The 25,896-nt window shown below is 66.1% G+C and carries 33 protein-coding genes; 12 read left to right on the top strand and 21 right to left on the bottom strand.

Annotated features, from left to right (window positions below):
* The first annotated feature begins 15 nt into the window (after positions 1 to 15).
* Entirely contained in the window at positions 16 to 1,404 is a 1,389-nt protein-coding gene (locus tag ACO056_RS06810) for a protein adenylyltransferase SelO (RefSeq protein ID WP_421853727.1), read from the top strand.
* Positions 1,405 to 1,523: 119 nt separating this feature from the next.
* Positions 1,524 to 2,939 (top strand): succinylglutamate-semialdehyde dehydrogenase, encoded by a 1,416-nt coding sequence (locus tag ACO056_RS06805; protein WP_421853724.1) that lies wholly within the window; start codon positions 1,524 to 1,526, stop codon positions 2,937 to 2,939.
* 118 nt (positions 2,940 to 3,057) lie between these two features.
* Here the strand turns inward: ACO056_RS06805 and ACO056_RS06800 are convergent, their stop codons facing one another.
* Complete coding sequence (locus tag ACO056_RS06800) at positions 3,058 to 3,309, bottom strand: hypothetical protein (RefSeq protein WP_421853721.1); 252 nt, start codon at positions 3,307 to 3,309, stop codon at positions 3,058 to 3,060.
* Positions 3,310 to 3,418: 109 nt separating this feature from the next.
* On the opposite strand from ACO056_RS06800, the gene rarD reads away from it, so the two are divergent.
* Positions 3,419 to 4,342, top strand: a complete 924-nt coding sequence (gene rarD, locus ACO056_RS06795; protein ID WP_421853718.1) for an EamA family transporter RarD — start codon at positions 3,419 to 3,421, stop codon at positions 4,340 to 4,342.
* Here rarD and pyrC read toward each other — a convergent pair.
* Entirely contained in the window at positions 4,319 to 5,362 is a 1,044-nt protein-coding gene (gene pyrC, locus ACO056_RS06790) for a dihydroorotase (protein ID WP_421853715.1), read from the bottom strand. The genes rarD and pyrC overlap by 24 nt on opposite strands.
* 39 nt (positions 5,363 to 5,401) lie before the next feature.
* On the opposite strand from pyrC, the gene ACO056_RS06785 reads away from it, so the two are divergent.
* Positions 5,402 to 6,130 (top strand): YgfZ/GcvT domain-containing protein, encoded by a 729-nt coding sequence (locus ACO056_RS06785; protein ID WP_421853712.1) that lies wholly within the window; start codon positions 5,402 to 5,404, stop codon positions 6,128 to 6,130.
* A 96-nt stretch (positions 6,131 to 6,226) separates the two neighbouring features.
* On the opposite strand, the gene ACO056_RS06780 is transcribed toward ACO056_RS06785, so the two are convergent.
* The 4 genes from ACO056_RS06780 to rplU all read right to left on the bottom strand — a co-directional run bounded on the left by ACO056_RS06780 (position 6,227) and on the right by rplU (position 8,330).
* Positions 6,227 to 6,817, bottom strand: coding sequence for a TetR/AcrR family transcriptional regulator (locus tag ACO056_RS06780; protein WP_421853710.1), 591 nt, complete (start codon positions 6,815 to 6,817; stop codon positions 6,227 to 6,229).
* 102 nt (positions 6,818 to 6,919) lie between these two features.
* Positions 6,920 to 7,489, bottom strand: a complete 570-nt coding sequence (locus ACO056_RS06775) for a GNAT family N-acetyltransferase (protein WP_421853708.1) — start codon at positions 7,487 to 7,489, stop codon at positions 6,920 to 6,922.
* 225 nt (positions 7,490 to 7,714) lie between these two features.
* On the bottom strand, positions 7,715 to 7,984 hold the full coding sequence (gene rpmA, locus ACO056_RS06770; protein WP_298164942.1) for a 50S ribosomal protein L27: 270 nt from the start codon (positions 7,982 to 7,984) through the stop codon (positions 7,715 to 7,717).
* Positions 7,985 to 8,033: 49 nt separating this feature from the next.
* Positions 8,034 to 8,330, bottom strand: coding sequence for a 50S ribosomal protein L21 (gene rplU, locus ACO056_RS06765; protein ID WP_421853706.1), 297 nt, complete (start codon positions 8,328 to 8,330; stop codon positions 8,034 to 8,036).
* A 220-nt stretch (positions 8,331 to 8,550) separates the two neighbouring features.
* Here rplU and ACO056_RS06760 point away from each other — a divergent pair, with 220 nt between their 5' ends.
* Positions 8,551 to 9,090, top strand: coding sequence for a hypothetical protein (locus ACO056_RS06760; protein ID WP_421853703.1), 540 nt, complete (start codon positions 8,551 to 8,553; stop codon positions 9,088 to 9,090).
* 4 nt (positions 9,091 to 9,094) lie between these two features.
* Here ACO056_RS06760 and ACO056_RS06755 read toward each other — a convergent pair whose 3' ends face one another.
* The 7 genes from ACO056_RS06755 to thrC form a co-directional block, all read right to left on the bottom strand.
* A complete protein-coding gene (locus ACO056_RS06755; RefSeq protein WP_421853700.1) occupies positions 9,095 to 9,544 on the bottom strand; it encodes a molybdenum cofactor biosynthesis protein MoaE in 450 nt (149 codons plus the stop codon).
* A gap of 210 nt (positions 9,545 to 9,754) precedes the next feature.
* Positions 9,755 to 9,979, bottom strand: a complete 225-nt coding sequence (locus ACO056_RS06750) for a MoaD/ThiS family protein (RefSeq protein ID WP_421853697.1) — start codon at positions 9,977 to 9,979, stop codon at positions 9,755 to 9,757.
* A 29-nt stretch (positions 9,980 to 10,008) separates the two neighbouring features.
* Positions 10,009 to 11,019: a GTP 3',8-cyclase MoaA gene (gene moaA, locus ACO056_RS06745; protein WP_421853694.1), complete on the bottom strand. Its 1,011-nt coding sequence runs from the start codon at positions 11,017 to 11,019 to the stop codon at positions 10,009 to 10,011.
* Complete coding sequence (locus ACO056_RS06740; protein WP_421853691.1) at positions 11,016 to 11,777, bottom strand: SDR family oxidoreductase; 762 nt, start codon at positions 11,775 to 11,777, stop codon at positions 11,016 to 11,018. Before ACO056_RS06740 ends, moaA begins: the two co-directional genes overlap by 4 nt.
* Positions 11,778 to 11,779: 2 nt before the next feature.
* Entirely contained in the window at positions 11,780 to 12,154 is a 375-nt protein-coding gene (locus tag ACO056_RS06735; protein ID WP_421853688.1) for a dihydroneopterin aldolase, read from the bottom strand.
* 71 nt (positions 12,155 to 12,225) lie between these two features.
* Positions 12,226 to 13,221 (bottom strand): RsmD family RNA methyltransferase, encoded by a 996-nt coding sequence (locus ACO056_RS06730; RefSeq protein WP_421853686.1) that lies wholly within the window; start codon positions 13,219 to 13,221, stop codon positions 12,226 to 12,228.
* Between the two features lies 1 nt (position 13,222).
* Positions 13,223 to 14,641, bottom strand: coding sequence for a threonine synthase (gene thrC / locus ACO056_RS06725; RefSeq protein WP_421853683.1), 1,419 nt, complete (start codon positions 14,639 to 14,641; stop codon positions 13,223 to 13,225).
* Positions 14,642 to 14,734: 93 nt separating this feature from the next.
* Here thrC and ACO056_RS06720 point away from each other — a divergent pair, with 93 nt between their 5' ends.
* Together ACO056_RS06720 and ACO056_RS06715 are read left to right on the top strand one after the other, a co-directional pair.
* Positions 14,735 to 14,983, top strand: a complete 249-nt coding sequence (locus ACO056_RS06720) for a type II toxin-antitoxin system RelE family toxin (RefSeq protein WP_421853680.1) — start codon at positions 14,735 to 14,737, stop codon at positions 14,981 to 14,983.
* An 11-nt stretch (positions 14,984 to 14,994) separates the two neighbouring features.
* Positions 14,995 to 15,336, top strand: a complete 342-nt coding sequence (locus ACO056_RS06715; RefSeq protein ID WP_421853677.1) for a helix-turn-helix transcriptional regulator — start codon at positions 14,995 to 14,997, stop codon at positions 15,334 to 15,336.
* A gap of 3 nt (positions 15,337 to 15,339) precedes the next feature.
* On the opposite strand, the gene ACO056_RS06710 is transcribed toward ACO056_RS06715, so the two are convergent.
* The 8 genes from ACO056_RS06710 to coxB all read right to left on the bottom strand — a co-directional run bounded on the left by ACO056_RS06710 (position 15,340) and on the right by coxB (position 21,875).
* Complete coding sequence (locus ACO056_RS06710; RefSeq protein ID WP_421853674.1) at positions 15,340 to 15,909, bottom strand: SURF1 family protein; 570 nt, start codon at positions 15,907 to 15,909, stop codon at positions 15,340 to 15,342.
* Positions 15,906 to 16,280, bottom strand: a complete 375-nt coding sequence (locus ACO056_RS06705) for a DUF983 domain-containing protein (RefSeq protein WP_421853671.1) — start codon at positions 16,278 to 16,280, stop codon at positions 15,906 to 15,908. The genes ACO056_RS06710 and ACO056_RS06705 overlap by 4 nt, the downstream gene beginning before the upstream one ends.
* Positions 16,281 to 16,290: 10 nt before the next feature.
* A complete protein-coding gene (locus ACO056_RS06700; RefSeq protein WP_421853668.1) occupies positions 16,291 to 17,112 on the bottom strand; it encodes a cytochrome c oxidase subunit 3 in 822 nt (273 codons plus the stop codon).
* Between the two features lie 81 nt (positions 17,113 to 17,193).
* Positions 17,194 to 17,811 (bottom strand): cytochrome c oxidase assembly protein, encoded by a 618-nt coding sequence (locus tag ACO056_RS06695; protein WP_421853665.1) that lies wholly within the window; start codon positions 17,809 to 17,811, stop codon positions 17,194 to 17,196.
* Positions 17,811 to 18,011: a hypothetical protein gene (locus ACO056_RS06690; protein ID WP_421853662.1), complete on the bottom strand. Its 201-nt coding sequence runs from the start codon at positions 18,009 to 18,011 to the stop codon at positions 17,811 to 17,813. The genes ACO056_RS06695 and ACO056_RS06690 overlap by 1 nt, the downstream gene beginning before the upstream one ends.
* Positions 18,008 to 18,931, bottom strand: a complete 924-nt coding sequence (locus ACO056_RS06685) for a heme o synthase (RefSeq protein ID WP_421853659.1) — start codon at positions 18,929 to 18,931, stop codon at positions 18,008 to 18,010. The genes ACO056_RS06690 and ACO056_RS06685 overlap by 4 nt, the downstream gene beginning before the upstream one ends.
* 174 nt (positions 18,932 to 19,105) lie before the next feature.
* The gene (gene ctaD, locus ACO056_RS06680) at positions 19,106 to 20,791 is read right to left on the bottom strand and encodes a cytochrome c oxidase subunit I (RefSeq protein ID WP_421853656.1); all 1,686 of its coding nucleotides are present in this window, start codon (positions 20,789 to 20,791) and stop codon (positions 19,106 to 19,108) included.
* 28 nt (positions 20,792 to 20,819) lie between these two features.
* Positions 20,820 to 21,875 (bottom strand): cytochrome c oxidase subunit II, encoded by a 1,056-nt coding sequence (gene coxB / locus ACO056_RS06675; protein WP_421853653.1) that lies wholly within the window; start codon positions 21,873 to 21,875, stop codon positions 20,820 to 20,822.
* A 293-nt stretch (positions 21,876 to 22,168) separates the two neighbouring features.
* Here coxB and pyrE point away from each other — a divergent pair, with 293 nt between their 5' ends.
* Genes pyrE through ACO056_RS06650 form a run of 5 tightly spaced genes read left to right on the top strand, consistent with a single transcriptional unit; the run spans position 22,169 to position 25,892 of the window.
* A complete protein-coding gene (gene pyrE / locus ACO056_RS06670) occupies positions 22,169 to 22,750 on the top strand; it encodes an orotate phosphoribosyltransferase (RefSeq protein ID WP_421853650.1) in 582 nt (193 codons plus the stop codon).
* Positions 22,750 to 23,502 carry a pyridoxine 5'-phosphate synthase gene (locus ACO056_RS06665; protein ID WP_421853647.1) on the top strand — a complete coding sequence of 251 codons (753 nt, stop codon included), beginning with the start codon at positions 22,750 to 22,752 and terminating at the stop codon, positions 23,500 to 23,502. The genes pyrE and ACO056_RS06665 overlap by 1 nt, the downstream gene beginning before the upstream one ends.
* 10 nt (positions 23,503 to 23,512) lie before the next feature.
* Positions 23,513 to 23,929: a holo-ACP synthase gene (acpS, locus tag ACO056_RS06660; RefSeq protein WP_421853644.1), complete on the top strand. Its 417-nt coding sequence runs from the start codon at positions 23,513 to 23,515 to the stop codon at positions 23,927 to 23,929.
* Positions 23,926 to 24,822, top strand: coding sequence for a signal peptidase I (lepB, locus tag ACO056_RS06655; RefSeq protein ID WP_421853641.1), 897 nt, complete (start codon positions 23,926 to 23,928; stop codon positions 24,820 to 24,822). Before acpS ends, lepB begins: the two co-directional genes overlap by 4 nt.
* Positions 24,819 to 25,892, top strand: coding sequence for an AI-2E family transporter (locus tag ACO056_RS06650; protein WP_421853638.1), 1,074 nt, complete (start codon positions 24,819 to 24,821; stop codon positions 25,890 to 25,892). The genes lepB and ACO056_RS06650 overlap by 4 nt, the downstream gene beginning before the upstream one ends.
* The last annotated feature ends 4 nt before the right edge of the window (positions 25,893 to 25,896 follow it).

Here is a 25,896-nt window from a genome sequence, read left to right as displayed (position 1 = left end):
CTCCACTATCGCGCGATGCAGCCAAGCCCGCAAGACGCGATCTACCGCCCATCTCCCCGCATCCTCGATCTGGCACGCTGGATCGGCGATCCGGTCGCCCCGGCAGACTTTCCCGAAACCAGACTACGCTTCCGCAACCAGCGCGCCGCGGCCGAAGTGGGGCTTGCCGCGCTGACCGACGCGGAATGGATCAGCCACATGGGCCGCTTCACGCCGCTCCCCGGCAACCTGCCCCAGCCACTGGCGCTGCGCTATCACGGCCACCAGTTCCAGGTCTACAACCCCGATCTCGGCGATGGGCGCGGCTTCCTCTACGCGCAGATGCTCGATGGCAACGGCCGCCTCATGGATCTTGGCACCAAGGGTTCGGGCCAGACGCCGTGGAGCCGGCAGGGCGACGGACGCCTCACCCTCAAAGGCGCGATGCGCGAAATCCTTGCGACCGAAATGCTCGGCGCGCTCGGTGTCAACACCAGCCGCACATTCTCGGTGATCGAAACCGGCGAAGCTCTCTGGCGCGGCGACGAGCCTTCGCCCACCCGCTCGGCGGTGATGGTGCGCATGAGCCACGGCCACATCCGCATCGGCACGTTCCAGCGCCTTGCCGCGCTGGGTGAGGCGGACAACATGGCTGCGCTGGTTGGCTATTGCCTCGGCAACTTTCCGGGGCCGGCGGGGCCGGAGGATGCCAGCCCGGCCGCGCGGCTGCTGCAGCAGGTGGTCGAGCGCATGGCCGACATGGCGGCAAGCTACGTCGCCAGCGGCTTCGTCCACGGCGTGCTCAACACCGACAACATGAACGTGACCGGCGAAAGCTTCGACTACGGCCCGTGGCGCTGGCTGCCGCGCTGGGACCCCGCGTTCACCGCTGCCTATTTCGACAGCAGCGGGCTCTATGCCTTCGGTCGGCAGGTGCAGGCGATCCACTGGAACTGCGGGCAACTCGCCGTCGCGCTGCGCACGCTGGAGGAAGCGCCGCCGCTGATCGCCGCACTCAACACGTTCGAGGATCACTACCGCGCCGCCATGGCCCGCCGCTGGTGCTGGCGGCTCGGCCTGGCGCCGCGCGGGATCGAAGAGGACACCGCGCTGATCGGCCTTTGCGAGCAGGCGATGGCCGAAAGCGGCGAAGGGCCGGACGCGTTCTTTTTCCGCCACCGGGGCGGCCGGGGACAGGCCCAGGGCGCGCTGGGCGAAGCGCTTGCCGCCTATGAACCGGCTCCCGATACGCATCCCTACTGGGACGATCCCGCCCCGCAATCCATGCTCATCGAGGAAGTCGAGGCGATCTGGGCACCGATTGCCGAGAGCGACGATTGGTCGCTGCTCGAAACCAAGATCGCCGCCTTGCGCCGCATGGGCGAAGCGCATGGCGCGCCCCCGCGCCCTGCCGGACACGATTGAACGCACGGTTTTCACGCCGCAGGGTTTCTTGTTTGGTTACCACTGGCGTGCCATAGGCCCCACACGCAAGCGGCTTCGCGCCGCTCCAGAGGCAAGGTAGAGGAAGGCCCCGCGCACCCGTGTCCACCGGCGAACTCGTCTCGTTCGAACCAGCAACGGGTTCGGAACTGTGGCGCGGCCGGATCGGCGACGCCGAGGACGTGATCGCACGCGCGCGCCGCGCCTGGCCGGCCTGGGCCGCGCAGCCCCTCTCCACCCGCATCGAACTGCTGCGCCGCTTTGCCAACGAAGTGCGCAAGGAAGCCGAAAAGCTCGCCGATCTGATCGCCCGCGAAACCGGCAAGCCGCTGTGGGAAGCGCGCGGCGAAGTCGACGCCGTAGTCGACAAGGTTGAAGCTTCGGTGCGCGCCTATGCCGAGCGGACCGCACAGCGCAAGCTCGACAGCGCGCTTAATGGCACCTCGGCGGTCCGCCACAAACCGCATGGCGTGCTGGCCGTCATCAGCCCCTACAACATGCCGGCGCTGCTACCCGCCGCGCAGATCGTGCCCGCGCTGATCGCCGGCAATGTCGTGGTGTTCAAGCCTTCGGAGAAAGCCCCCGCAACCGGCGATCTCCTCGCCCGCTGCTTCCACCGCGCCGGGATTTCGGCGGCCGTGATGCAAGTCTTGTTCGGCGGGCCCGAGCAGGGCCAGGCGCTTGCGGTGCATGACGGGGTGGACGGCGTGCTGTTCACCGGCTCTGCCCATGCCGGCGTTTCGATCAACCGCAAGCTCGCGTCGAATCCGGGCAAGCTCGTCGCGCTCGAACTGGGCGGCAACAATCCGGTGGTGGTGTGGGACACGCCCAAGATCGTCGATGCCGCCGCCATCGTCGTGCAATCAGCCTTCGCCAGTGCCGGGCAGCGCTGCTCCTCGGCGCGGCGGCTCATCGTCAAGTCGACGATGTATGACGCCGTCATCACCGAAGTCCGCCGCCTCACCGAACGGCTGATCGTCGGCGCGCCGTTCGATACGCCGACGCCGTTCATGGGCCCGGTGATCGACAATGTCGCCGCCGACGGCCTGACCGAGAGCTTCGTCTACCTCCTCTCCAACGGCGGCCGCGCGATCAAGCACATGGCGCGCCTGCGCGATGATCTGCCCTTCGTCAGCCCCGCGATCATCGACGTGACCAAGATCGAGGAACGGCCCGATGTCGAGCTGTTCGGCCCGCTGCTGCAGGTCATCGCGGTCGACGATTTCGACGAGGCCATCGCCGAGGCCAACAACACCCGCTTCGGCCTCACCGCCTCGCTGATTGGCGGATCGCCGCAGGAATACAACCGCTTCTGGGCCAATATCCGCGCCGGGATCGTCAACTGGAACCGCCCGACCATCGGCGAAGCGGCGGCGGCACCATTCGGCGGCGTCGGGCTATCGGGCAACAACCGCCCGGGCGGCTACTACACAGCCGATTCGTGCGCCTATCCGGTATCGTCCGCCGAAATGGAACAACCGCGCGCCACCATCGGCGTGGGCCTGCGCGACAGCTAAGGGCCGCGCGCAAGACTCAAGCCCCGCTCATGCCGAGCTTGTCGAAGCATCATGCGCAGCACCCGCGCCAACACCCTTCGACAAGCTCAGGGTGAGCGGAAATGAGATCCTTGCCGCTTCAGTTCTTCGGATCGGGCAGAGGCAGCGCCGGATCGGCAGGCCCGGCCGGGATCGCAGCCATGTTGCGATTGTTGGCCTGCGAAAGATCGGGATCGACCAGCAACTGCCCTTCGATCGCCGCCGTCATCACCGGATCGTGCGCGGGGCCTTCCTCCGCACCGCGCGTGCGCGGAGCTTCTGCCGCGCAGCCGGCAAGACCGGCGAGCAGCACGGCCATGAGCAGCGGACGAAAGGCGGGGCGACACCACATCAGCCTCCTCCCTGCACCGCGCATGGTTAAGTCCGCGTCAACGATGAAGCGCGCCCTCATGCCATTTTGATGCTTGGTCGTGCAGGTAAGCCCTGCCATGGCGCGCGGCATGACCTCCCCGCAGCCCCTTGGCGCCTCATCCCGCCAGAACGGTGCCGTCGCCGCCATCGCGACCTATACGTTCTGGGGCGTCATGCCGATCTACTTCAAGCTGCTCGGCACCGTGCCCGCGCCCGAACTGCTGGCCTGGCGGATCATCTGGAGCATGCCGATCTGCCTTGCGATCATCGCCGTGCAGCGCCAGAACGCCGCCCTGGCCGCCGCGCTGCGGGACCGCGCCGTGGTGCTGCGGCTCATGACCAGCGCGCTGCTCACCTGCACCAATTCGCTGATCTTCTTCATCGCCGTCGTCACCGGCCACGTGCTTGCCACCAGCCTCGGCTACTACATCATGCCGCTCGTCAACGTGCTGATCGGCACGGTTTTCCTGCACGAAAAGCTCAGCCGGACCCAGTGGAGCGCAGTCGCCCTGGCCGCCACCGGCATTGGCCTCCTCGCGTTCGGCGAGCTCGACATGCTGCTCGTTTCCCTCGCGCTTGGCGTGACGTATGCGCTCTACGGCTTCGTCCGCAAGGTAACCCCGGTCGGCGCGCTGGAGGGGGTGACGATCGAGACTGGGGTGAGCCTCATTCCCGCGCTCGCCGTGGCCGGATGGTACGCGGTGGCCGGTGGCGGCTCCAGCATCGCCATCAGCTGGCAGACGACGGGGCTGCTGATGATCGGCGGCCTGTTCACCGCGATCCCGCTGCTGCTGTTCGGCTATGCGGCGCGGCGACTCACGCTTTCGGCCATGGGCTTTGCCCAGTTCATCACGCCCAGCATCGGCTTCCTGCTCGGCCACTTCCTCTATGGCGAACCGCTCGATGCGGCGCGTACGGGTTGCTTCTTGCTGATCTGGGCGGCACTCGCGTTATTCACCTTGGACATGTTCCATCAGGCGCGCCTCAACTCACACACGAAATTTCCAGCCTAGCGTTTCCCCGGCGTGGAAGGGCACGACCATCGTTTCACCCACGTCGATCTCGTCCGGCACCGTCACTGGCGCGCGCTCCAGCGTTACCGTGCCTTCGTTCAGCGGCAGGCGGTAGAAGCGCGGCCCGTGCTCGCTGGCAAAGCCCTCGAACTTGTCCAGCGCGCCTTCCTCCTCGAACACCTTGATATAGCTTTCGAGCGCAAACGGCGCGTTGAAGATCCCGGCGCAGCCGCAGGCCGCTTCCTTGAGGTGCTTCGCATGCGGCGCGCTATCGGTGCCAAGGAAGAACTGCGCGCTGCCCGATATCGCCGCCGCCCGCAGCGCCAGCCGGTGATGCTCGCGCTTGGCCACCGGCAGGCAATAAGCATGCGGGCGAATGCCGCCGACGAGCATGGCATTGCGGTTGATATGGAGATGCTGCGGCGTGATCGTGGCGGCAAGGTTAGGCCCTGCGCTCTCGACGAACTGCACCGCTTCCGCGGTCGTGACGTGCTCGAACACGACACGCAGGCCCGGCAGCGCCTTGACCAGCGGGATCAGCGTCCGCTCGATGAACACTGCCTCGCGGTCGAAGATATCGACATGGCTGTCCGTAACCTCACCGTGGATGAGGAGCGGCATGCCGATCTTCTCCATCCGCGCCAGCACGGGCATGATGTTCGCCACATCGGTCACACCATGCGCAGAGCCTGTGGTCGCGTGCGCCGGATAGAGCTTGGCCGCCACGAACACGCCAGCCGCTTGGCCGCGTTCGACTTCATCGGGATCGGTATGGTCGGTGAGGTAAAGCGTCATCAGCGGCGTGAAGTCCGCGCCTTCCGGAAGCGCCGCCACGATGCGGTCGCGGTAGGCCGAAACCCCTGCAACATCGGTCATCGGCGGTGAGAGGTTGGGCATCACGATCGCCCGCGCAAATTGCCGCGCGGTGTGCGGAGCCACCCCCGCCAGCAGCGCACCATCGCGCAAGTGGACGTGCCAGTCATCGGGGCGGCGGATCGTGATCGAGTCAGGTGTCGTCATGCCCTTCCCCTTAGGCCGCACCGTGCCTATCTGTCACGCATGAGCGCACCCCGTCTGACAACTCGCACCGTGGTGCGCCTCTCCCCGCTGGACGACAGCGAGGACGTGGCTGCCTTCCTTCAGGGCCTCGTGACGAACGATGTGAAGGGCCCCCTCCCCGTCTGGGCCGGACTGCTGAGCCCGCAGGGCAAGGCGCTGTTCGATTTCATCGTATGGGGTGATGGAGCGGATCTGCTCCTCGATTGCGAAGCCGCCGCCGCCACCGCCCTCATCAAGCGCCTCTCGCTCTACCGCCTGCGCCGCCGCATCGCGATTGCCGAGGACCCCGCGCTCGGCGTCTACTGGCAGGCCGAGGGCGAACCGACCGATCCGCGCCTGCCCGCACTCGGCCACCGCTGGATCGCGCCGATCAGCACCGATGACACTGCGGCGGACGACGCATGGCGAGCGCACCGTCTTGCCCACGGCGTGCCCGAAGGCCTCGCCGAACTCGGCAGCGAACAAACGCTCTGGCTCGAAACCAATGCCGCCGAGCTCGGCGGGGTCAGCTTCACCAAGGGCTGCTATGTCGGGCAGGAAAATACCGCGCGGATGAACTGGCGGCAGAAAGTGAACCGGCGGCTGGTGGTCGTGCCGCTGGGCCAGTCCGACCCTGCTCGCCAGCGCGCGGCCTATCCGGAACTCGGGCTGGCGGTCGATCACCGCCGCGTCGAGGATATCAGCCCCGAAGCCGCGCCGGCGTGGATGGACCTGGCTAAAGAGTTCTGAAATCCCCAAGGCCGCTCATGCTGAGCTTGTCGAAGCATCACGCCCGGCCGTCGCGCCAGCACCCTTCGGCAAGCTCAGGATGAGCGGAGTGGGCTTCTAGCCCGCCTGCGTGATCTTGCCGTTTTCGGCGGTCGCCTTCTCAAGCAGCGTCGCCGCATAGTCGCGCGCCGCCGTGCGCGGCAGCTCGAGCGCCTGGCTCAGCGGTCCGCCCATCTGGGCATCCCCCAGCGCCATGAGCACGAGCGTCAGCGTAGTGCCGCGCATGGTGTCCGAGCCGAACTCGTTGAGCTCCACCACCAGATCGTGAATCACATCGACGATGGGATCGAGCGCATCCTCGTTGCCCGTAAGCAGCATCCACGAGGCAAGCGCGCCCGCCCCCTCGCGATCAAAGGCATCGAAGGTCAGGTCGACCACATCGCGCGGGGAGCCGACGCCCGACCGGCTGGCGATCACCGCCTCACGGATCACCACGCAGATCGTTTCGGCGAGATGGCGTGCAAGTTCCTTCTGCAGGCCGGAGGCCGAGCCGAAGTGGTGCAGCAGATTGGCATGAGTGCGGCCGATCCGTCCCGCCACGGCCTTGAGCGTGACAGCCTGCGGACCGGTCTCGATCAGCAGGGCCCGTGCGGCTTCGAGGGCGGCAATACGGCTTTCTTCGGGACTGAGACGCTTGCGAACTGACATTGTGCGGGCCAATTTCCCCCTTGCGGCACGCACTTACCCCCGCGCGCCATGGCCCCAATGCCTAGAACTCCGGCGCGCTTGGGGCAAGAGGGACGCGGGCCATCAGGCTGCGCGTCGCATCGTCTCCTGATCGTCACCGCCGCCATCGCCATTTCCCGCCTCACCGAGGTGGATCTGGTAGACGACGCTCGTCACCACGCTTCCGCGGCCTTCGCTGCGGCGCGGGCGGTGCTCGCCGGTGGGTGCGAAGCCCAGCTTGCGCAGCACCCGACCCGATGCGGGATTGTCGAGGAAATGGCTCGCCTCGATCCGGTCATGGCCAAGCGCGCGCGCCACGCTGAGCACGGCCCGCGCGGCCTCGGTCGCATAGCCGCGGCCCCAATGATCGCGTGCGACCCAGTAGCCGAGCTCGACCGCCCCATGCTCGCCCGGCGCGATTCCCGCGCAGCCGATGATCCGCGCGCCTTCGGCGCCGGGCAGGGTGACCAGAAAGTCCGGATGGCGCGCATCCTGCGGCCGATTGACGAACCAGCGCGCGTCATCCGCCCGGTAGGGCCAGGGCGCGCGGGCCAGATTGCGCACCACTGCCGCATCATCGATCGCGGCGTGCAGCTCGGCCCAGTCCTCGGGCCAGGCGGGGCGCAGGAACAGTCTTTCACTGCGAATGAACATGCCTTGTCTCCTCATCCGCCCCTCGATTGCCCTCGGCTGCTAACCAAAGGAAATGACAGGCATATTGCGATCAGCCGGGGCTTGCGCGGTTAATGCGCCAAGCTGTGCCATGGGTGAGGGAGACATAAAAAAAAGGGAGACGGGTTGGCCCCTCTCCCTCGTTAAGCCGGCACCTTGGTGCCGGCGGGGGCCATCCCATGCGGATGGCCCGATTTGACCATCCGGTTATTCAGCGGCCTCGGCCATCATGTCCACCGAGACGTACTTGCGACCAAGCTTGCCCGAGTGGAAACGCACGCGGCCTTCGGCGAGCGCGAAGAGGGTGTGATCCTTGCCAATGCCGACATTGGCGCCCGGGTACACCTTGGTGCCGCGCTGGCGAATGATGATGTTGCCGCCGATCACGTGCTGATCGCCGAACTTCTTGACGCCGAGGCGGCGGCCAGCCGAATCGCGACCGTTGCGCGAGGAGCCGCCAGCTTTCTTGTGTGCCATGTCAGATTACTCCGAATTCTTGCCGAAGGGCCGCGATCAGGCCCAGAAATCAGGCGACGCTGAGGATGCGCAGCAGGGTCATCTGCTGGCGGTGGCCGTTCTTGCGGCGATAGTTGTGCCGACGGCGCTTCTTGAACACGATCACCTTCTCGGACTTCGCCTGCGCGATGATCTCGGCCGAAACGGTCACGCCCTTGGCATCCGCGAGCACGCCTTCGTTCCCCGCGAGGAGGACGTCGGTCAGCGTGATCGTTTCACCGGCTTCACCCGCCAGCTTTTCGACCGCGATCTTGTCTCCGGCGGCAACCCGGTACTGCTTGCCGCCCGTGCGCACGATTGCGAACATGGTTCCTGCTATCCGTTTCAAGTGTCTGGCCGCCCGATGAGCTGCGAATCGCAGCCATCAACCGGCATGGCCGAATCTCCGCACGATTGCGGAGGCCCGGAAAGAGTGGCGCGGTTAATCGAATGGGGGCGCCCTGTCAACGCCGCAGCGCTCGAAATGACGCGAACGCGCGCAGCAGGCCCCGCTTCCCCGCTCCGGCAAAAGACTCTATGGCCGAGGCATGGCCCGCCTGTCCATCCGCATCATCGCTCCGCTCGCCGCCCTGCTCGCACTATCGGCCTGCAATGCAGAGCGCTCGCGTTTCCCCTCGCTCGCGATCCGCCCGGCCGAGCGCGCCTATGGGACCGGCCAGCCCGTCGCGCCAACGCCCAGCCTGCCGCTCACCACGCAGCTTCCCGGCGGCACCGATCTCGCTGCCCGCGTCACGGCCCTGGGCGATGCGGCCCGCGCAGCCCATGGCCGCTTTCTCGAGCGACAGGGCCCGGCAACCCGGCTGATCGAGGCGGCCAAGGGCGCCGCCCCCGGCACCGAAGCCTGGAGCAACGCCGCGATCGCGCTCGCCGGGCTGACGTCGGCGCGCGGCGAGGGCATGCTGGCGCTGTCCGATCTCGACCGCCTGCTCATCGCCGCAACCGAAAAGGCCGCCACCGGGCCGGACGACGATTTCAAGCTCGTAGATCCCACCCACCGCGATATCGCGGCCCTGCTTGCCGAGGAAGATCGCACCATCGCCGCGTTGAGCGGCGCGCTCGGCGGCTAGGCCGCTACCAGCGCGCGAGATCGCGGTGATCGTCCGCGCGGGGCTCGATCCAGCGCCAGCCGTTCGCCGTCTTTTCGCGCTTCCAGAACCAGCTCTGGCTCTTGAGGTGATCCATCGCGAAATCGGCCGCGGCAAACGCATCGCGCCGATGCCGCGCTGCTGCCGCCACCAGCACGATCGGATCGCCAGGGTGCATCATCCCATGGCGGTGGATGATCAGCAGCCCGTCCAGTGCCCAGCGCGCGCGAGTCGCTGTCGCCAGCGCTTCCATGCCCGGCAGCGTCATCGCGGCGTAGTGCTTGAGCTCCAGTGCTTCGACCGCATTCGGCCCGCCCTCGGCACGCACCTGCCCCACAAAGCTGACGATCCCGCCCGCCTCGGGGTGTGCGGCGGTAAACGCGGCAAGCTCGCCCGCCGCGGAAAAGGCTTCGCCGAGGAGGCGAACGTCGGCCATTTTACGCCATCCCTTTACGGGGGTTGCGCCAACCTCCGTTCGTGTCGAGCCCCTCGACAAGCTCGGGATAAACTGCGGGGCGAAGCCCCGAAGTCGAGACACCAAGCGCGGCATCAGGTGTCTCGACTTCCGGCCCTGATGGCCGGAAGTTTATCCCGAGCGAAGACGAGGGGCTCGACACGAACGGGATGGGATTCAGGACCAAGGTGATCACCCGCCACTGACCGGCGGCAGGAACGCAAGCTCATCGCCCTCTGCCAGCACCACGCCGCCGCCATCACCCAGCAGTGCGCCGTTCAAGGCCATGCGCACCCGCTCGCCCAGCAGTTCCACCGCCAGCGCGGGATCGAGTGCGGCGAGCACGTGTTCGAGCGGACCAGGGCTGACCGCCAGTTCGCCCATGCCGGCGATGTCTTCCAGCCGGCCCAGGAACACCAGTCTTGCTCGGCCCAATTCGGACAACGTCAGCCGCCCGTCATCGACATGTGGCGTGCCAATGCGGGTGCCGCCCCGGGCTGGTCGATCACGAAGCCATGGCGTTCGGGCTTCTCGCCCATCGCGCGGGCAAAGGCGTCGGCCAGCGCGGTTTCCGGGTCGTCGGAGCGCAGCGCGGCGCGCAGGTCCACCTTGCCCTCGCCGCCAAGGCACATGAACAGCTGGCCCGTCGCGGTGACACGTACGCGATTGCAGCCCTCGCAGAAATTGCCCGTGAGCGGCGTGATGAAGCCCAGCCGCCCGCCCGTCTCGGCAATATCGACATAGCGCGCGGGGCCGCCGGTGCGCGCATCGCTCGGAGTCAGCGTCCAGCGCGCTTCGAGATCGCGACGCACCGCATCCAGCGGCAGGTAATGATCGAACCGGTCGCCCTCGACCTCGCCCAGCGGCATGACCTCGATCAGCGTAACCGAATGCCCCTCGCCATGCGCCCAGGCGATCAGTTCCGGCAGTTCGTGCTCGTTGATGCCCTTCAGCGCCACGGCGTTGAGCTTCACCCTGATTCCCGCCGCCTTGGCCGCGGCAAGGCCTTCGAGCACCTGGGGCAAGCTGTCACGCCGGGTCAGCTCAGCAAATTTCGCACGGTCCAGCGTATCGAGCGAGACGTTGATGCGCTTCACCCCTGCCGCTGCCAGATCGTCGGCAAATTCCGCGAGGCGCGTGCCGTTGGTGGTGAGGGTCAGTTCATCCAGACTGCCATCTTCGATCTTCCGCCCCAGCGCGCGGACCAGCTGCATCATGTCGCGCCGCACCAGCGGCTCGCCGCCGGTCAGCCGGATCTTGCGCACGCCGCGCGCGATGAAGGCGAGCGCCACTTCGTGCAGCTCTTCCAGCGTCAGCACCTCGGCGCGCGGCAGAAAGGTCATGCGCTCGGGCATGCAGTAGGAACAGCGCAAGTCGCAGCGGTCTGTGAGCGAGAGCCGCAGATAGGTGATGCGGCGCGCGAAGCGGTCAACCAAGGGTGCGACTGGAGTGTTCATGTCTCCAGATATACGAAGTCTCGCGCAAAAGATTCAAGGTGCGCGCCCCCATCAACAAAAATAGTCTGCCCGGTGACGGCGCGCGCTCCGGCAAGGAACAACACTGCCTCGGCGATCTCGTCCGGGCTGGCGAGCCGTTCCAGCGGCATCAGCGCGGTGAGGCGCTGCCACTGCTCGTCGCTGTAATCCGGGGTCGGCAAGGTCAGCCCCGGCGCGACCGCATTGACCCGCACGCGCGGCGCAAGGCTGCGCGCCAGCGTACGCACCGCCGCATGGAGCGCTTGCTTTGATAGCGTATAGCTCAGCTGATCGGGCACCGGATTGAGCACGCGCTGATCAACGATGTGCACGACCGCCGCTTCACCATCCGCGAGTTCAGCCAGAGCGCGCGTCAGCAGAACCGGCGCGGCGAGGTTCACCGCCAGATGCTCGTCGAGCATCGCAGCGGTCACGGTGGCAACCGTATCCTCGCGAAACAGCGCCGCGCAATTGACGAGCAGGCTCGGCGCGCGCCCCGCCAGTGCCATGGCTTGGGCCGGCAGGCGCGTGACCGCTTGCGCATCGGCAAGGTCCGCCGCGAGCGGATGGACGGCCGCGCCTAGCTGTGCGAGCTCCCCGGCAAAGCCTTGATCGAAGGTCGCGGCGCTATGCGCATGCAGCGCCAGATCCCATCCGGCCTCGGCCAAGCGGCGCGCAATCGCCGCGCCGATGCGCCGCCAGCCGCCGGTGATCACAGCAAGCGGCCGGGTATCTGCCATCGTCAATCGCGCCGATGCCGGGTCAGCGTCATGCCGATCTCCTCGCCGTGCTCGCTGATGGCGAGCTTGACGATCTTGACCGTGATGCGTGTGACCCGCTTGTCCTGCAGGAACAGAGTCTCGCAGATGTGGTCCGCTACCGATTCGATCAGCTGAAAATGGACGCCCTGCGGCAGGCCTTCGGTCGCCGCGTGCTTCAGGTCCATATAGTTCTTGCTCGCCGTCAGCGGGCAATCGGGCGTGTAGCGATCCTGCGCGGTGAGCGCCGCCGAGATCGAGATGCGCAGCGGCTGCGGCCTCCCGGTCTCCTCGGAATAGATCCCGGTGAGCACATCGCTTTCGATGTTGGCGACTTCAAGGATAAGGCTGTCATTCACGGGCCGCGCCTCTGGCACCCCGCCGCCCCCTTGTCCAGTGCCGGTGCTCTCGTGGCGTGCCCCAGATTTTCTTATGTTTCAGGATTGGACCAGCGCGCGAAGATCGCCGTGGGCAGGATCCGCCCGCCTTCGCCTTCCTCGGCGAGCGCCAGTTCGCCGTGCTCGACCGTGCCGGGCAGCCCCGCCAGCGCCTCCGCCAGCAGCCCGCCGATGGCGAGCGAAGACATGCGCACGGCATAGACGGTGAGGAACAGGAACCGGCTCTGCGCGTCCAGCAGCCGCGCACAATCGGCGATCAGCGTTGGCAGGTTCTCCTCCAGCCGCCAGACCTCGCCATCCGGCCCGCGCCCGAACTTGGGCGGATCGAGGATGATCCCGTCATAGCGCTTGCCCCGCCGCACCTCGCGCGCGGCAAACTTGGCCGCGTCGTCGACGATCCAGCGCACCGGCCGATCTTCCAGCCCCGCCACCGCCGCATTGGCCCGCGCCTGCGCAACCGCCTTCTTCGAGGCATCGACATGCGTGACCGGCCCGAAGCGCGAAAGCGCCATCGTGCCGACCCCGGTATAGCCGAACATGTTGAGCGTGCTCATTCCTCCCCCTTGGGGGAGGGGGACCACCGCAGGTGGTGGAGGGGCACTCTCGCGCACGCCCGAGGGTGCCCCTCCACCATGCTTCGCATGGTCCCCCTCCTCGTGCCGGGGAGGAACGAGCCGCTCCCCCATCCAGTCCCACACCGGGGCCATGTCCGGAAAGAACCCGAGGTGTCGAAACGGCGTGCACTGCGCGATAAAGCCGATCCCGCGCCAATCGAGCGGCCAACCTTCACGCGGCACCGGCTTCGCATAAGTCCAGCGCCCGCCGCCATCTTCGTCGGAACCCGGCACAAACTCGCCGTTCGCGTCCCAGACCGCCACGCGCGGGGCCCACATCGCCTGCGGTTCCGGCCGGATGAAGCGATAGGGGCCATAGCGCTCGAGCTTGCGCCCGTCGCCGCTGTCGATCAGGCCGAACTGGTCCCAGCCCGCCCCGACCATGAGCTTCGCCTGAAGATCGAGCGCGGCCACCTCAGCCTGCCCCCAAAGTGTCCCTGGGCGTGGCGCGCTCGGCAATCCAAGCGGCGACGGTATCGTAGTCGCCCGGCAGGCGGGTATAGGCCTCCTCGCGCTCGAACAGGTCGCCCACCCGCGCCGGGAGGCTTGGCCGCACACCCGTCGCGCGCTCCACCGCATCGCCGAACTTGGCGGGATGCGCGGTCGCCAGCGTCACCACCGGAACATCGGCGGCAAGCCCGCCTGCCACCCGGGCTGCATGCAAGCCGATCGCCGTATGCGGATCGAGCACTTCACCGCAGGATTCGTAAGCCCAGCGCATCGCCTTTGCCATTTCGGCGGCATCGGCCCGTGTGCTGGTGAACAACGCGGCGGCGCTTTCCCGCTGCGCATTGGTCAGCTGCATCGCCTTCGTGCCCTCGAACTGCTTCATCTGCGCCATGATCGCCGCACCGTCGCGCCCGCCCGCATCATAAAGCAGGCGCTCGAAGTTGGAGGACACCTGAATGTCCATCGAAGGCGCAGCGGTCGGCGTCACCGTCCCCGCCGAATAGTCGCCGCTTGAAAGCGCGCGGTGGAGAATGTCATTGATGTTGGTCGCGACGATCAGCCGCTCGATCGGCAGGCCCATCTGCGCGGCGACATAGCCTGCGAACACGTCACCGAAATTGCCCGTCGGCACGCTGAAGGCCACCTTGCGCGCAGGCGCACCCAGCTGCAGCGCCGCAGCGAAGTAGTAGACCACCTGCGCCATCAGCCGAGCCCAGTTGATCGAATTGACCGCCGCGATGCCGAAGCGGCTGGTCATTGCGCCGTCGTTGAACATGCGCTTCACCATCGCCTGCGCATCGTCGAAGCTGCCATCAATGGCGATGTTGTGCACATTGGGCGCGAGCACGGTCGTCATCTGGCGCCGCTGCACATCAGAGACGCGGCCATGCGGGTGGATCATGAAGATATCGACCTTGGCGCGGCCCGCCACGGCATCGATGGCCGCCGAACCGGTATCGCCCGAGGTCGCACCGACAATGGTCAGGTGATCGTCACGCCGCCCAAGAAATTCCTCGAACAGCAGCCCGAGCAGCTGCAGCGCCACATCCTTGAACGCCAGCGTCGGCCCGTGGAACAGCTCGAGCAGCCACTGCCGCTCATCGAGCTGCACCAGCGGCGTAACGGCGGCATGGGAAAACCGGCCATAGGCCTCGCGCGTCAGCTCCAGCAGGCGCTCCGGCGCGATGCTTGTCCCCACGAAGGGCTGCATGACCTTGGCCGCCAGCTCCGCATAGGGCAGGCCCGCCATCGCGGCGATCTCATGCGTGGTGAAAGTCGGCCAGCGCTCGGGCACATAGAGCCCGCCGTCAGATGCGAGGCCGGCGAGGGTGACACCCTCGAAATCGAGCGAGGGCGCCTGGCCCCGGGTGCTGACGTACTTCATGGGCCTGCCGGTTAGCGGGCGGGGGCCGGACGCGCAAGGATTTGGGGAGGGGTGACGCTTGACCAGATAGTATCTCTGAGATACATGTAGCGGGTGAAGGAGATCACATACACCCGCGCCGCGATCAAGGTGTTGAGGGCGATGCCCCGAAATGTGGCCGACCGGATTGTTGCGAAAGTGGAAGACTATGCCGCTGATCCGGCATCGCAGGCCAACAATGTCACCGCCTTGAAGGGGCGCGAAGGAATTCGGCTCCGGGTTGGAGACTGGCGGGTTATCATGCGGGACGGCATTGTGCTGGCGGTTCTGGAGATCGGTCCGCGCGGCGACATTTATCGGTGATGGAGGCAGGCATGGGCGAAATGATCACGATCCCGCTGGAAGACTACCAGCGCCTGCGAGCAGCAGAAGGCGAGTTGGCGGACTTGCGCGCCTATGACCGAGCAGTGGCCGCGCTGGAAACCGGTGAGGATGAACTGGTGCCGGCAGACTATGCCAAGCGCCTGATTGCGGGCGAGGCCCCGCTCAAGGTGTGGCGCGAACTGCGCGGGATCACCCAGACCGAACTGGCGGGGATAGCGGGGATAGGCCGCGTGCAGATAGTCAACATGGAAAAGGGCGTGCGCGGCGGTTCGGTGGCAACGATGAAAAAGCTGGCCGATGCGCTGCGTGTGACGATTGACGATCTCGTCTGACGATTACCCCCCCCGCATCCGCTTGCGCAGCGCCAGCGCATAAATCACCAGCGCCAAGCCCGCGAACAGGAACCACTGCACCGCATAAGCGAGGTGGTTGTTGGGAATGTCACGCGGATCGGGCTTGGCGTTGGCCTGCAGGCCAGCAAGCGGCGGATCGGCGACAACAATGACCTCGTCACCGCGCGGCAAGTAGGTGCCGGTGACAATCCCGCCGCTCCAGCGGACGCTTGCCGGGTTCGCAGACCACCCGAGCACCACCCGGGCATGTCCGCCATCAGGCACAGTGCAGACCGCAACTTGCGCCCACCCGGACTGGCCTTGCGCGTTGCGGCCGGCTTGCGGCGCGGTATCGCCGGTACTCCGGCAATCGAGGCGCAGGTGGGTGTAGCCGAGCGGAGCGATGTCGTCGTTCGGCCAGGGGTGCACACCCTTGTCTGAACGGGCCGCCTCGTACCGCGCGAGCATCGCTTCCTTCTGCTTGAGCCGATCTAGCTGCCAGAGGCCGAGGTGGATCATGTAGGCCACCGCCAGCAGCACCAGCAGCGTCGGCACAATCGGAATACGCTTCACGCCAAAACTCCCGCCGCGCGCAGCCGCGCGATCAGCAAGGCCGCCTTCATCAGCCGCATCGCGCCGATGATCACGCCCGACACCACGACCACCATCAAACCCAGCATCAGCCACAAGGGCGGACGCACCGCATCATCCAGTTTCAGCGCGCCGGTGATCAGCAGCGCCGTCAGCGGCAGCAGCACGAAATAGAGCCCCCGCCCGCGCGGTTCGTAATTCGCAAACGCCAGCCCGCAGGCCCGGCAAGCCGGCGCAAACGCGGCCGGCGCATCCCACAGGCTCCGCGCGCGGCAGCGAGGGCACAAACCGAAAAGGGCAGCGCGGAGATGTCCGCCCTGCCCTTTCGCGTTCTGGCTTTCGCCTGAAGTCACTGGAACCCGATCACTCGATCGGCGCGCCCCAGCCGCCCCACACGTAGATGGCGACGAAGAGGAACAGCCACACGACGTCGACGAAGTGCCAGTACCATGCAGCCGCTTCGAAGCCGAAGTGCTGACGCGGGGTGAAGTGGCCCTTGTAGGCGCGCGCCTGGCACACCGCGAGGAAGATGGTGCCGACGATCACGTGGAAGCCGTGGAAGCCGGTCGCCATGTAGAACGCCGAACCGTAAGTGTTCTGGCCGAAGCCGAACGGGGCGTGCATGTATTCATAGGCCTGGATCGAGCTGAACAGCAGGCCGAGCACGATGGTCGCCCAGAGGCCCTGCTTGAGGCCTTCACGGTTGCCGTGGATCAGTTCGTGGTGCGCCCAGGTCAGCGTCGTGCCGGAGCACAGCAGGATCAGCGTGTTGAGCAGCGGCAGGTCGAAGGGGTTCATCACCGCTTCGATGCCCTTGGGCGGCCACACGCCGCCGACGACGTCGACGAGCTTGTTGGGGAACAGCGAGAAATCGAAGAAGGCCCAGAACCAGCCGACGAAGAACATCACTTCCGAAGCGATGAACAGGATCATGCCGTAGCGCTGGTGGAGTTGCACGACCGGCGTGTGATCGCCCGCATGCGCTTCCTTGATCACCTTGCCCCACCACGAGAACATGGTGAGCGCAACGCCGAACACGCCGAGCATCAGCGCGATCTTGCCGCCCGGCAGGCCGTGCATGGCAAAAACGCCGCCACTCGTCATCGTGAGCGCGGAAAGCGCGCCGACGAGGGGCCAGATGTCCGGCGGCAAAATGTGGTAATCGTGGTTCTTGGTGCCGGCCATGTTAGTCTCTTCAACCCCCGTCATCTTGGGACTTGCCGCATCGCCGCCCGCAGGCCCGATTCAGCTTGTTTGCAAACGCCTTTATCGAGGCCTTGCGGCGCGGTCCAGAGGCTTTGCACCCTGTTTTTCAGGGGCGGCCGTAGCGCTGTCGGCAGCTTCGAGGAAGGTGTAGGACAGCGTGATCTCCGGCACATCCTTGGCATTGGGATCATTGAGCATATCGGGATCGACATAGTAGAGCACCGGCATGCGCACTTCCTCGCCGGGCTTCAACGTCTGATCATTGAAGCAGAAGCACTGGATCTTGTGGAAATAGGCGCCGGTTTGCTCGGGCGTCACATTATAGACGGCGCGGCCGGTGATGGTGCGATTCGAGGTATTCTTGGCGTAGAAGAATGCCATCTTGCGCTCACCGATATGGCCGGACTGCGTCACTTGCTCGGGGCGGAACTGCCACGGCATGCCCTTTATCACGTTGCCATCGAAGCGGATCGTGATCGGGCGCCCGGTGGCCTTCACCGCCGCAGCCTGGGCTGCCGTCGCGCGCAGGGTCGTGCCATTAAAGCCCGTCGCCTGGCAGAAGATTCGGTAGAGCGGCACGGACGCATAACCGAGGCCCAGCATGGCGAGTGCGCCGCCTGCGGCAATCGCGCCAACCCTGCGATTGCGCCGACTGCCGGGGTCAAGCGTCACAGCCATCAGGAATGCTCCGTTTGCAGGGTACCTTCGGCCGGGGCGTGCTCCGGCTTTTGCGCGATCTTCACGATCGAGATCGCGAAGAACAGGATCACGAGAAACCCGAGGATCAGGGCCATGACCCTGTTGCGCTCACGCTGGCGCGCGCGCAGCGCATCGGTTTCGGCAGCGGTCAACGGGCGGGTTTCAGGAAGCTGGATCATGCTTGCAGACCAAGGATTGTCGCGTAGCGGTCAGCAACCAGCATCGCGAACAGGATGAACAGATAGAAGATCGAATAGGCGAACAAGCGCTTCTCCGGCTTCATGCCATCGCCGGGGGTCGACGTGCGCAGGCCCACCTTGAACGACAGCCACAGGAACATCCCGCTGAGCAGGAACGCAGACAGGCCGTAAACCATACCCGTGCCGCCGATGAACCAGGGCGTCATGGAAAGCGGCAGCAGCGCGGCAGCGTATGCCAGAATTTGCCACCGGGTGGAGCGTTCGCCCGCCACGACCGGCATCATCGGGATGCCCGCCTTGGAGTAGTCGATCTGCACAAACAGGGCGAGTGCCCAGAAGTGCGGCGGTGTCCACATGAAGATGATGAGGAACAGCAGCACCGGCATCCACGTGATGTGTCCGGTCACCGCGATCCATCCGATCAGCGGCGGAAAGGCCCCCGCCCCGCCGCCGATCACGATGTTCTGCGGCGTGCGTGGCTTGAGCCAGACGGTGTAGAGATAGGCATAGTAGAAGATCGAGAAGGCGAGGATTCCGGCTGCGAGCCAGCTGATCGCAAGCCCCATCGTCATCACCGAGACGCCTGAAAGCGCAAAGCCGAAGTCGCGCGCCGATGTGCGGTCCATGCGGCCGCCGGGGATCGGGCGGCCAGCGGTGCGCTTCATCACGGCATCGAGATCGGCTTCCCACCACTGGTTGAGCGCCGCAGCGCCGCCAGCGCCGACCGCGATGCACAGGATCGCGGTGAAGGCCAGCACAGGGTGAATCGTGCCGGGCGCTGCCAGCATGCCGCACACGGCGGTGAAGATGACAAGCCGCATCACGCCCGGCTTGGTCAGCGCGAAGAAGTCGCGCCAGTCAGCGGGCATGATCAAAGCCTGAGGGTTCGCGATGGTCATGATGGGCGGCCTATAGGCCTGCATTCCGTGAAGGGAAAGCGAAACGGCACCGCGCTTTGGGGCTAAGCGACGGGCCGTTGACGGAGCGGGGGGCAGGCCAAAACGCAAAAGGGCCCCGGATTGCTCCGGAGCCCCTCTGTGTCTGCAGCCCCCCGGTTCAACCGGGGTACCCGATCAGTGCGAGTGCGCGTCCTCGATTACCGGGAGCGTCTCGAACTGGTGGAACGGCGGCGGGCTGGAGAGCGTCCACTCAAGCGTGGTCGCGCCTTCACCCCAGTAGTTGCCGACGGCCTTCTTACCGAAGGCGAGCGAGTAGCCAATGTTGATGAAGAACACGACCATCGAGGTTGCCATCACGGCGTAGCCATAGCTGGCGATCGTGTTCCAGTACTCGAACGCCGGGGCGTAGTCCGGATAGCGGCGCGGCATGCCCTGCACCCCGAGGAAGTGCATCGGGAAGAAGATCATGTTCACGCCGACGAAGAAGATCCAGAAGTGCACGTGGCTGAGGAACTCGCTGTGCATCCGGCCGCTCATCTTCGGGAACCAGTAGTAGAACCCGGCAAAGAGCGAAGTGACCGCACCCAGCGACAGCACGTAGTGGAAGTGCGCCACGACGTAGTAGGTGTCCTGGAGGTTGTCGTCGATGCCGCCGTTGGCGAGCACCACGCCGGTCACGCCGCCGACGGTGAAGAGGAAGATGAAGCCGATCGCCCACACGAGCGGCGACTTGAACTCGAGGCTGCCGCCCCACATCGTCGCGATCCACGAGAAGATCTTGATGCCGGTGGGCACCGCGATGACCATGGTGGCGGCGGTGAAGTACATCTTCGTGTTCACGTCGAGGCCGGTGGTGTACATGTGGTGCGCCCACACGATGAAGCCCACCGCACCGATCGCGACCATGGCGTAGGCCATGCCCAGGTAGCCGAACACCGGCTTCTTCGAGAAGGTCGAGATGATCTGGCTGATGATGCCGAAGCCCGGCAGGATCATGATGTACACTTCGGGGTGGCCGAAGAACCAGAACAGGTGCTGGTACAGGATCGGGTCACCGCCGCCAGCCGGGTTGAAGAACGTCGTACCGAAGTTGCGGTCGGTCAGCAGCATGGTGATCGCGGCGGCCAGAACCGGCAGCGACAGCAGCAGCAGGAACGCGGTGACGAGCATCGACCACACGAACAGCGGCATCTTGTGCAGGGTCATGCCCGGCGCGCGCATGTTGAAGATGGTGGTGATGAAGTTGATCGCGCCGAGGATCGAGCCCGCACCGGCAAGGTGGAGCGAGAAGATCGCGAAGTCGACCGCAGGACCGACCGAACCGGTGGTCGAGAGCGGTGCGTAGACCGTCCAGCCTGTGCCGGCACCCATGCCGGTACCACCGGGCATGAAGGCGGAGATCATCAGCGAGCAGAAGCCCGAAACGGTCAGCCAGAACGAGATGTTGTTCATCCGCGGGAAGGCCATGTCCGGCGCGCCGATCATGAGCGGCACGAACCAGTTGCCGAAGCCGCCGATCAGGGCGGGCATGACCATGAAGAACACCATGATCAGGCCGTGCGCCGTGATCAGCACGTTCCACATGTGGAGCGTGGCGTTGAAATCCTGGTCGTTGCCGCCGAGGAAGTGAGTCCACCAGCCAAGGTACTGGATGCCCGGATGCGCGAGTTCGGCGCGCATGATGCCCGAAACGCCGCCACCGATGATCCCCGCGAAAATCGCGAAGATCAAGTAGAGCGTTCCGATGTCCTTGTGGTTGGTCGACATGAACCAGCGCGCGAAGAACGCGGGCTTGTGATCATGATCGTGTGCTTCGTCGTGGTGGGCGTCGAAGCCTTCGTTGGCTGGTATGCTGGCCATGGTGGTCTAACCTTGTCCTCGAAATCGGTTACGCAGCGGGCGTGGTCTTGGCAGGCGCAGCCGCCGCCGTGGTGGTGGCACCGGCCGCCGGAGCGCCGACCGTACCGCCTTGGGTCTTCACCCACGCTTCGAACTTGGCGCGCGGCAGAGCCTCGACCACGATCGGCATGTAGCCATGGCGGGCGCCGCACAGTTCGGAGCACTGGCCATAATAGACGCCAGGCTTGTTGATGAAGAGCACCTTCTCGTTGATCCGGCCCGGCACAGCGTCGAGCTTGAACCACAGCGAGGGCACGCCGAACGAGTGGATCACGTCCGAACCGGTTGTCTGCAGGCGGATCGGCTCACCGGCGGGGACGACCATGCGGTTGTCGACCGCAAGCTGCGGCTGCTCACCGCGCTTGATCGCCTCGGCATCGGGCAGAATGTTCGAGATCACCTCGAAGCCGCCGTTGTCGGGATAGGTATAGCCCCAGTACCACTGGTAGCCGGTGACCTTGACCGTCAGCGCACCTTTCGGTGCGGGCGCATACTGGTGCGCGAGCAGGCGGATCGAGGGCACCGCGATCACGACGAGGATGAGGACCGGAATGACCGTCCAGATGATCTCGATCGTGGTGTTGTGGCTGGTCTTGGAAGCGACCGGGTTGGCGCGGCGATTGAAGCGCACCATCACCAGCAGCAGGAGCAGGAGCACGAAGAGCACGATCACGGTGATCACCGGCATCAGCAGGTAATCATGCATCGCGAGGGCTTCCTGCCCGTTCGGCGAATACTGGTCCTGGAAGGTCCAGCCCTTGGCGACCGGCTGGCCGACGCCGGGAACCGGCTTCATCGGGGTGTAGGAACCCTTGTCGACCGGGGCCGCAGCCGCGGCGGCTGCCGGGGCAGCGCTGGAAGCAGGAGCCGGTGCGACCGCAACCGGGGCAGCAGGAGCCGGAGCAGCAGGAGCCGGAGCAGCAGCCGCTGCAGGCGCCGGAGCGGCCGCAGCCGCCATGGCCTGGGGCGCGAATGCAAGCGCGGCCGCAAGGCTGATCGTCCGGATCGCGCCCGTCACGGCGCGGGCAACATGGGAAAGACTCATGATATACGGCTCTCGATTTTTTGCTTCTGCGCCGGGCGTTTGCCCCGACACTCCACACCCCAATTTCCTAAAATCAAGGGCGCCTATACGCGCGGTCGCCGCAAGCCTCAAGCGCCTGAACGTATATTTTTGGGGCAATCGGGTTTGCCCTAAAGCTCTAAGGAGCAAGCGAATAACGGGAATCACCCGGTCATGACCCAAGTCCGGCATAGCGCCGCGCCCCCGCCTTCGCTATGGACCCACCCCTGACGCACCGCCCGCGGGCCCCTGTGCCCGCCCACGATGAGACAACCATGCTCGAAGACGAGATCCTTTCCGAATTCCGCGCCAGCGAGGCCCTGCTCGAAGGGCACTTCCTGCTCTCTTCGGGCCGCCACAGCGCGCACTATCTGCAATGCGCCCGCGTACTCATGGACCCGATGCGCGCCTCGCGCCTTGCCGCGGCCCTCGCCGCGACTCTGCCGCGCGACTTGCGTCAGCAGATCGGCAAGGTCATCTCCCCCGCAATGGGCGGTGTGATCATCGGCCACGAAATGGGCCGCGCGCTCGGCGTCGAGGCGATGTTCGTCGAGCGCCCGACCGGGACCTTCGAACTGCGCCGGGGCTTTTCGCTCAAGGCGGGCGAGAAGGTGCTGATGGTCGAGGACGTCGTCACCACCGGCCTTTCCAGCCGCGAGGCGATTACAGCGATCGAGGCGGCGGGCGGCATTGTTGTGGCCGGTGCGGCGCTGGTCGATCGCTCGGCGGGCGCGGCGGACCTCGGCGTGCCGTTCTATCCGCTCGTCAGCCTGAGCTTCCCGACATACGCGCCCGACGAGCTTCCGCCCGAACTCGCCGCGACTCAGGCGATCAAGCCCGGGAGCCGCGCCGCCTGATGAGCCTTCATGCTCCCACGCGCCTGCGGCCCCGATTGCGGTTGGGCGTCAACATCGATCACGTCGCCACGATCCGTAACGCACGCGGCGGCGATCATCCCGATCCGGTGCGCGCGGCGCAGATCGTCGCCGAAGTCGGCGGCGACGGCATCACCGCGCACCTGCGCGAAGATCGCCGCCACATCCGCGACGAGGATATTGCCCGCATCCAGGCCGCGACCAGCCTGCCGCTCAACTTCGAAATGGCCGCGACCGAGGAAATGGTCGCCTTCGCGCTCCGCCACAAACCCCACGCCGCCTGCATCGTCCCCGAACGGCGCGAGGAGCGCACCACCGAGGGCGGGCTTGACGCCGCCGGTCAGCACAATCGCCTTGCTCCCATCGTCACGCGGCTTGCGGATGCCGGTATCCGCGTCAGCCTGTTCGTCGCGCCCGAGCCGCGCCAGATCGAGGCCGCGATGAAGCTCGGGGCGCCGGTGGTCGAGCTGCACACCGGCGAGTACGCTCACGCGACAGGGGAAGCCCGCGCGGTGGAATTGCGCCGCATTGCGGATATGGCCGCGCTTGCCGCCAAGAATGGCATCGAGCCGCACGCCGGGCACGGCCTTACGTATGAAAACGTCAGCGCCATCGCCGCGATTCCGCAGCTCGCCGAACTCAACATCGGCCACTACCTGATCGGCGAGGCGATCTTCACCGGCCTTGCTCCCGCAGTGCTCCGGATGCGCGAGCTGATGGACGCGGCGCGGTGAGGAGTGAGCGGTGATCATCGGCATGGGCTCCGATCTCTGCAATATCGAGCGGATCCAGGCCTCGCTGGACCGCTTTGGCGAGCGCTTTGAGAGGCGCGTGTTCACCCCGCTCGAGCAGGCCAAGGCTGCGCGCCGGCCCTATACCAAGGCGGGCACACTGGCGAAGCGCTTCGCCGCCAAGGAAGCCTATTCCAAGGCCGTCGGCACCGGGTTCAAGGCGGGCGTGTTCATGAAGGACATTGGCGTCGTCAACGCGCCTTCCGGCGCCCCCACGCTTGCCCTCACCGGCGGCGCGGCGGCGCGACTTGCCGCCATCACCCCGCCGGGCCACGAGGCGGTGGTTCACCTCACGCTGACCGATGATCACCCCTGGGCGCAGGCCTTCGTCGTGATCGAGGCGCGTCCCCTTCCTGCAGGTGCTGTTTGAGCGACGTTCCCGAGACCGTATCCACCCCCGAAGCCGAGCCTGCCGAGAGCAAGTCTGCGGAGCCCGCGGGCACCAACTGGCTCGCCGAAATGCGCGGGCTGCTGCTTATGCTGCTGGCGGTGATCGGCTTCCACAGCTTCTTCGCCAAGCCCTTCTACATCCCCTCGATCTCGATGATGCCGAACCTGCTCGTGGGCGATCAGCTGGTCGTCTCGAAGTATCCCTATGGCTGGTCGTGGGTTTCGGCCTCGATGCATTTCCTGCCGCGTTCGAAGACGCGCATCCTCCCCGCGACTCCGGCCTACGGCGATATCGTCATCGTTGTCCCGCCAGACCGCGACGAGGACTACATCAAGCGCGTCGTCGCGCTTCCCGGAGACCGGATCGCGGTGGTGAACGGCCAGATCATCCTCAACGGCAAGCCCGTGCCGCAAGTGGCCGAAGCCCCGCTCGAGCTGCCGGTCGATCCCAACCAGCCCTGCGATCCCGATGATTTCCCCGGCCTTCGCTACCGCGCGGCAAACGGCAAGCAATACTGTGAGCTGCCCATCTTCCGCGAAACCCTGCCCAACGGCGCGACTTACCGGATTATCGACCACCGCCAGCAGCCGCTCGACAACTATCCCGAAACGCGTGTCCCGGCAGGCTATGCCTTCCTCATGGGCGATAACCGCGATCATTCTGCCGACAGCCGCGCGCCGGTGATCGAGAAGGGTCTTGGCGGGCCGGTCCCGCTTGCCGATATCGGCGGGCGCGCGGAATTCATCACGTATTCGCTCAATGGCACCGAAACGTGGAATCCGCTGACATGGTACGGCGCCTTGCGGGGCAGCCGCGCTTCGCTCAGACTGCGCCCGATGATCCTGCCGCAAGGGGCCCAGACCAAGCCATGAGCGACGAACCGAACAAGCCCCCGCGCAGCCGCGGCGCCGGTCCTACCGATATCCAGGATGATATCGTCCGGCAGGAAGCCAAACGCGCCGCGGTGTGGATCGGGATGGCCGCGCTGGCCGTGCTGGTCGTCTATCTCGCGCATCCGCTGCTGGTGATCTTCGGCGGCTTCGTCTTCGCCATGCTGATCGATGGCGGCCAGCGGCTGCTCGCCCGTGTGCTCCCGATCGGACGGACCTGGCGCGTGGCCATCGTCCTTCTGCTGACGGCCGGGTTCCTCGCATGGGTGGTCGAATTTGCCGGCAGCCAGATCATGACTCAGGCCTCCGAAATGCCGCCGCTCGTCACCCGGCAGGCCCAGCGCGCGCTCGATTGGGCCAGCGCGCATGGCCTCACCATGGGCCGCAGCGATGTCAGCAGTCTGCTCCAGCAACTGCTCGGCGGCGTCGGCCAGGTCACGCAGGCTTTGGGCGGCTTGTTCGGGGGCGTCACCACGCTGCTGATCATGATGATCCTGGGCATCTACTTCGTGCTCGAGCCCGATCTCTACCAGCGCGGCCTGGCCTGGCTGCTGCCCGCGGAAAGCCGCGAATACTTTCACGGCACCACGCACCGCATGGGCCGCACGCTGCGCATGCTGCTGGCCGGCCGCATGCTCGGCATGGTAATCGAAGGTGTCTGCACCTGGATCGCGCTTGCGGTCTACGGCGTGCCGATGGCGGCGCTGCTCGGGCTGCTCACCGGCCTGCTTGTCTTCCTTCCCAACATCGGCGCACCCATCTCGGGCCTGCTGATGATCCTTGTCGGCTTTTCCGGCGGCACGGCGATGGGGATTTACTGCATCGTGGTCTATGTCGTGGTGCAGACTGTCGATGGCAACGTGATCGTGCCGATGGTCGCCAAGCGCACCGCAGATCTGGCCCCGGCGCTCGTGCTCGGCGCGCAGCTCATTTTCGGGGTGTTGTTCGGCATCCTCGGCCTCGCGCTCGCCGATCCGCTGGTGGTCATGCTCAAGATCGCGCTCGAGCGGCAGGCCGAACACAATACCCGCCGCGACGAAGCTACGGAGTAGGCAC

This window comes from Novosphingobium sp. (assembly GCF_965228995.1).
Lineage (GTDB): Bacteria > Pseudomonadota > Alphaproteobacteria > Sphingomonadales > Sphingomonadaceae > Novosphingobium.
The sequence above is the reverse complement of the archived record's forward strand: the minus strand, read 5'-3'. Positions and strand labels throughout refer to the sequence as shown.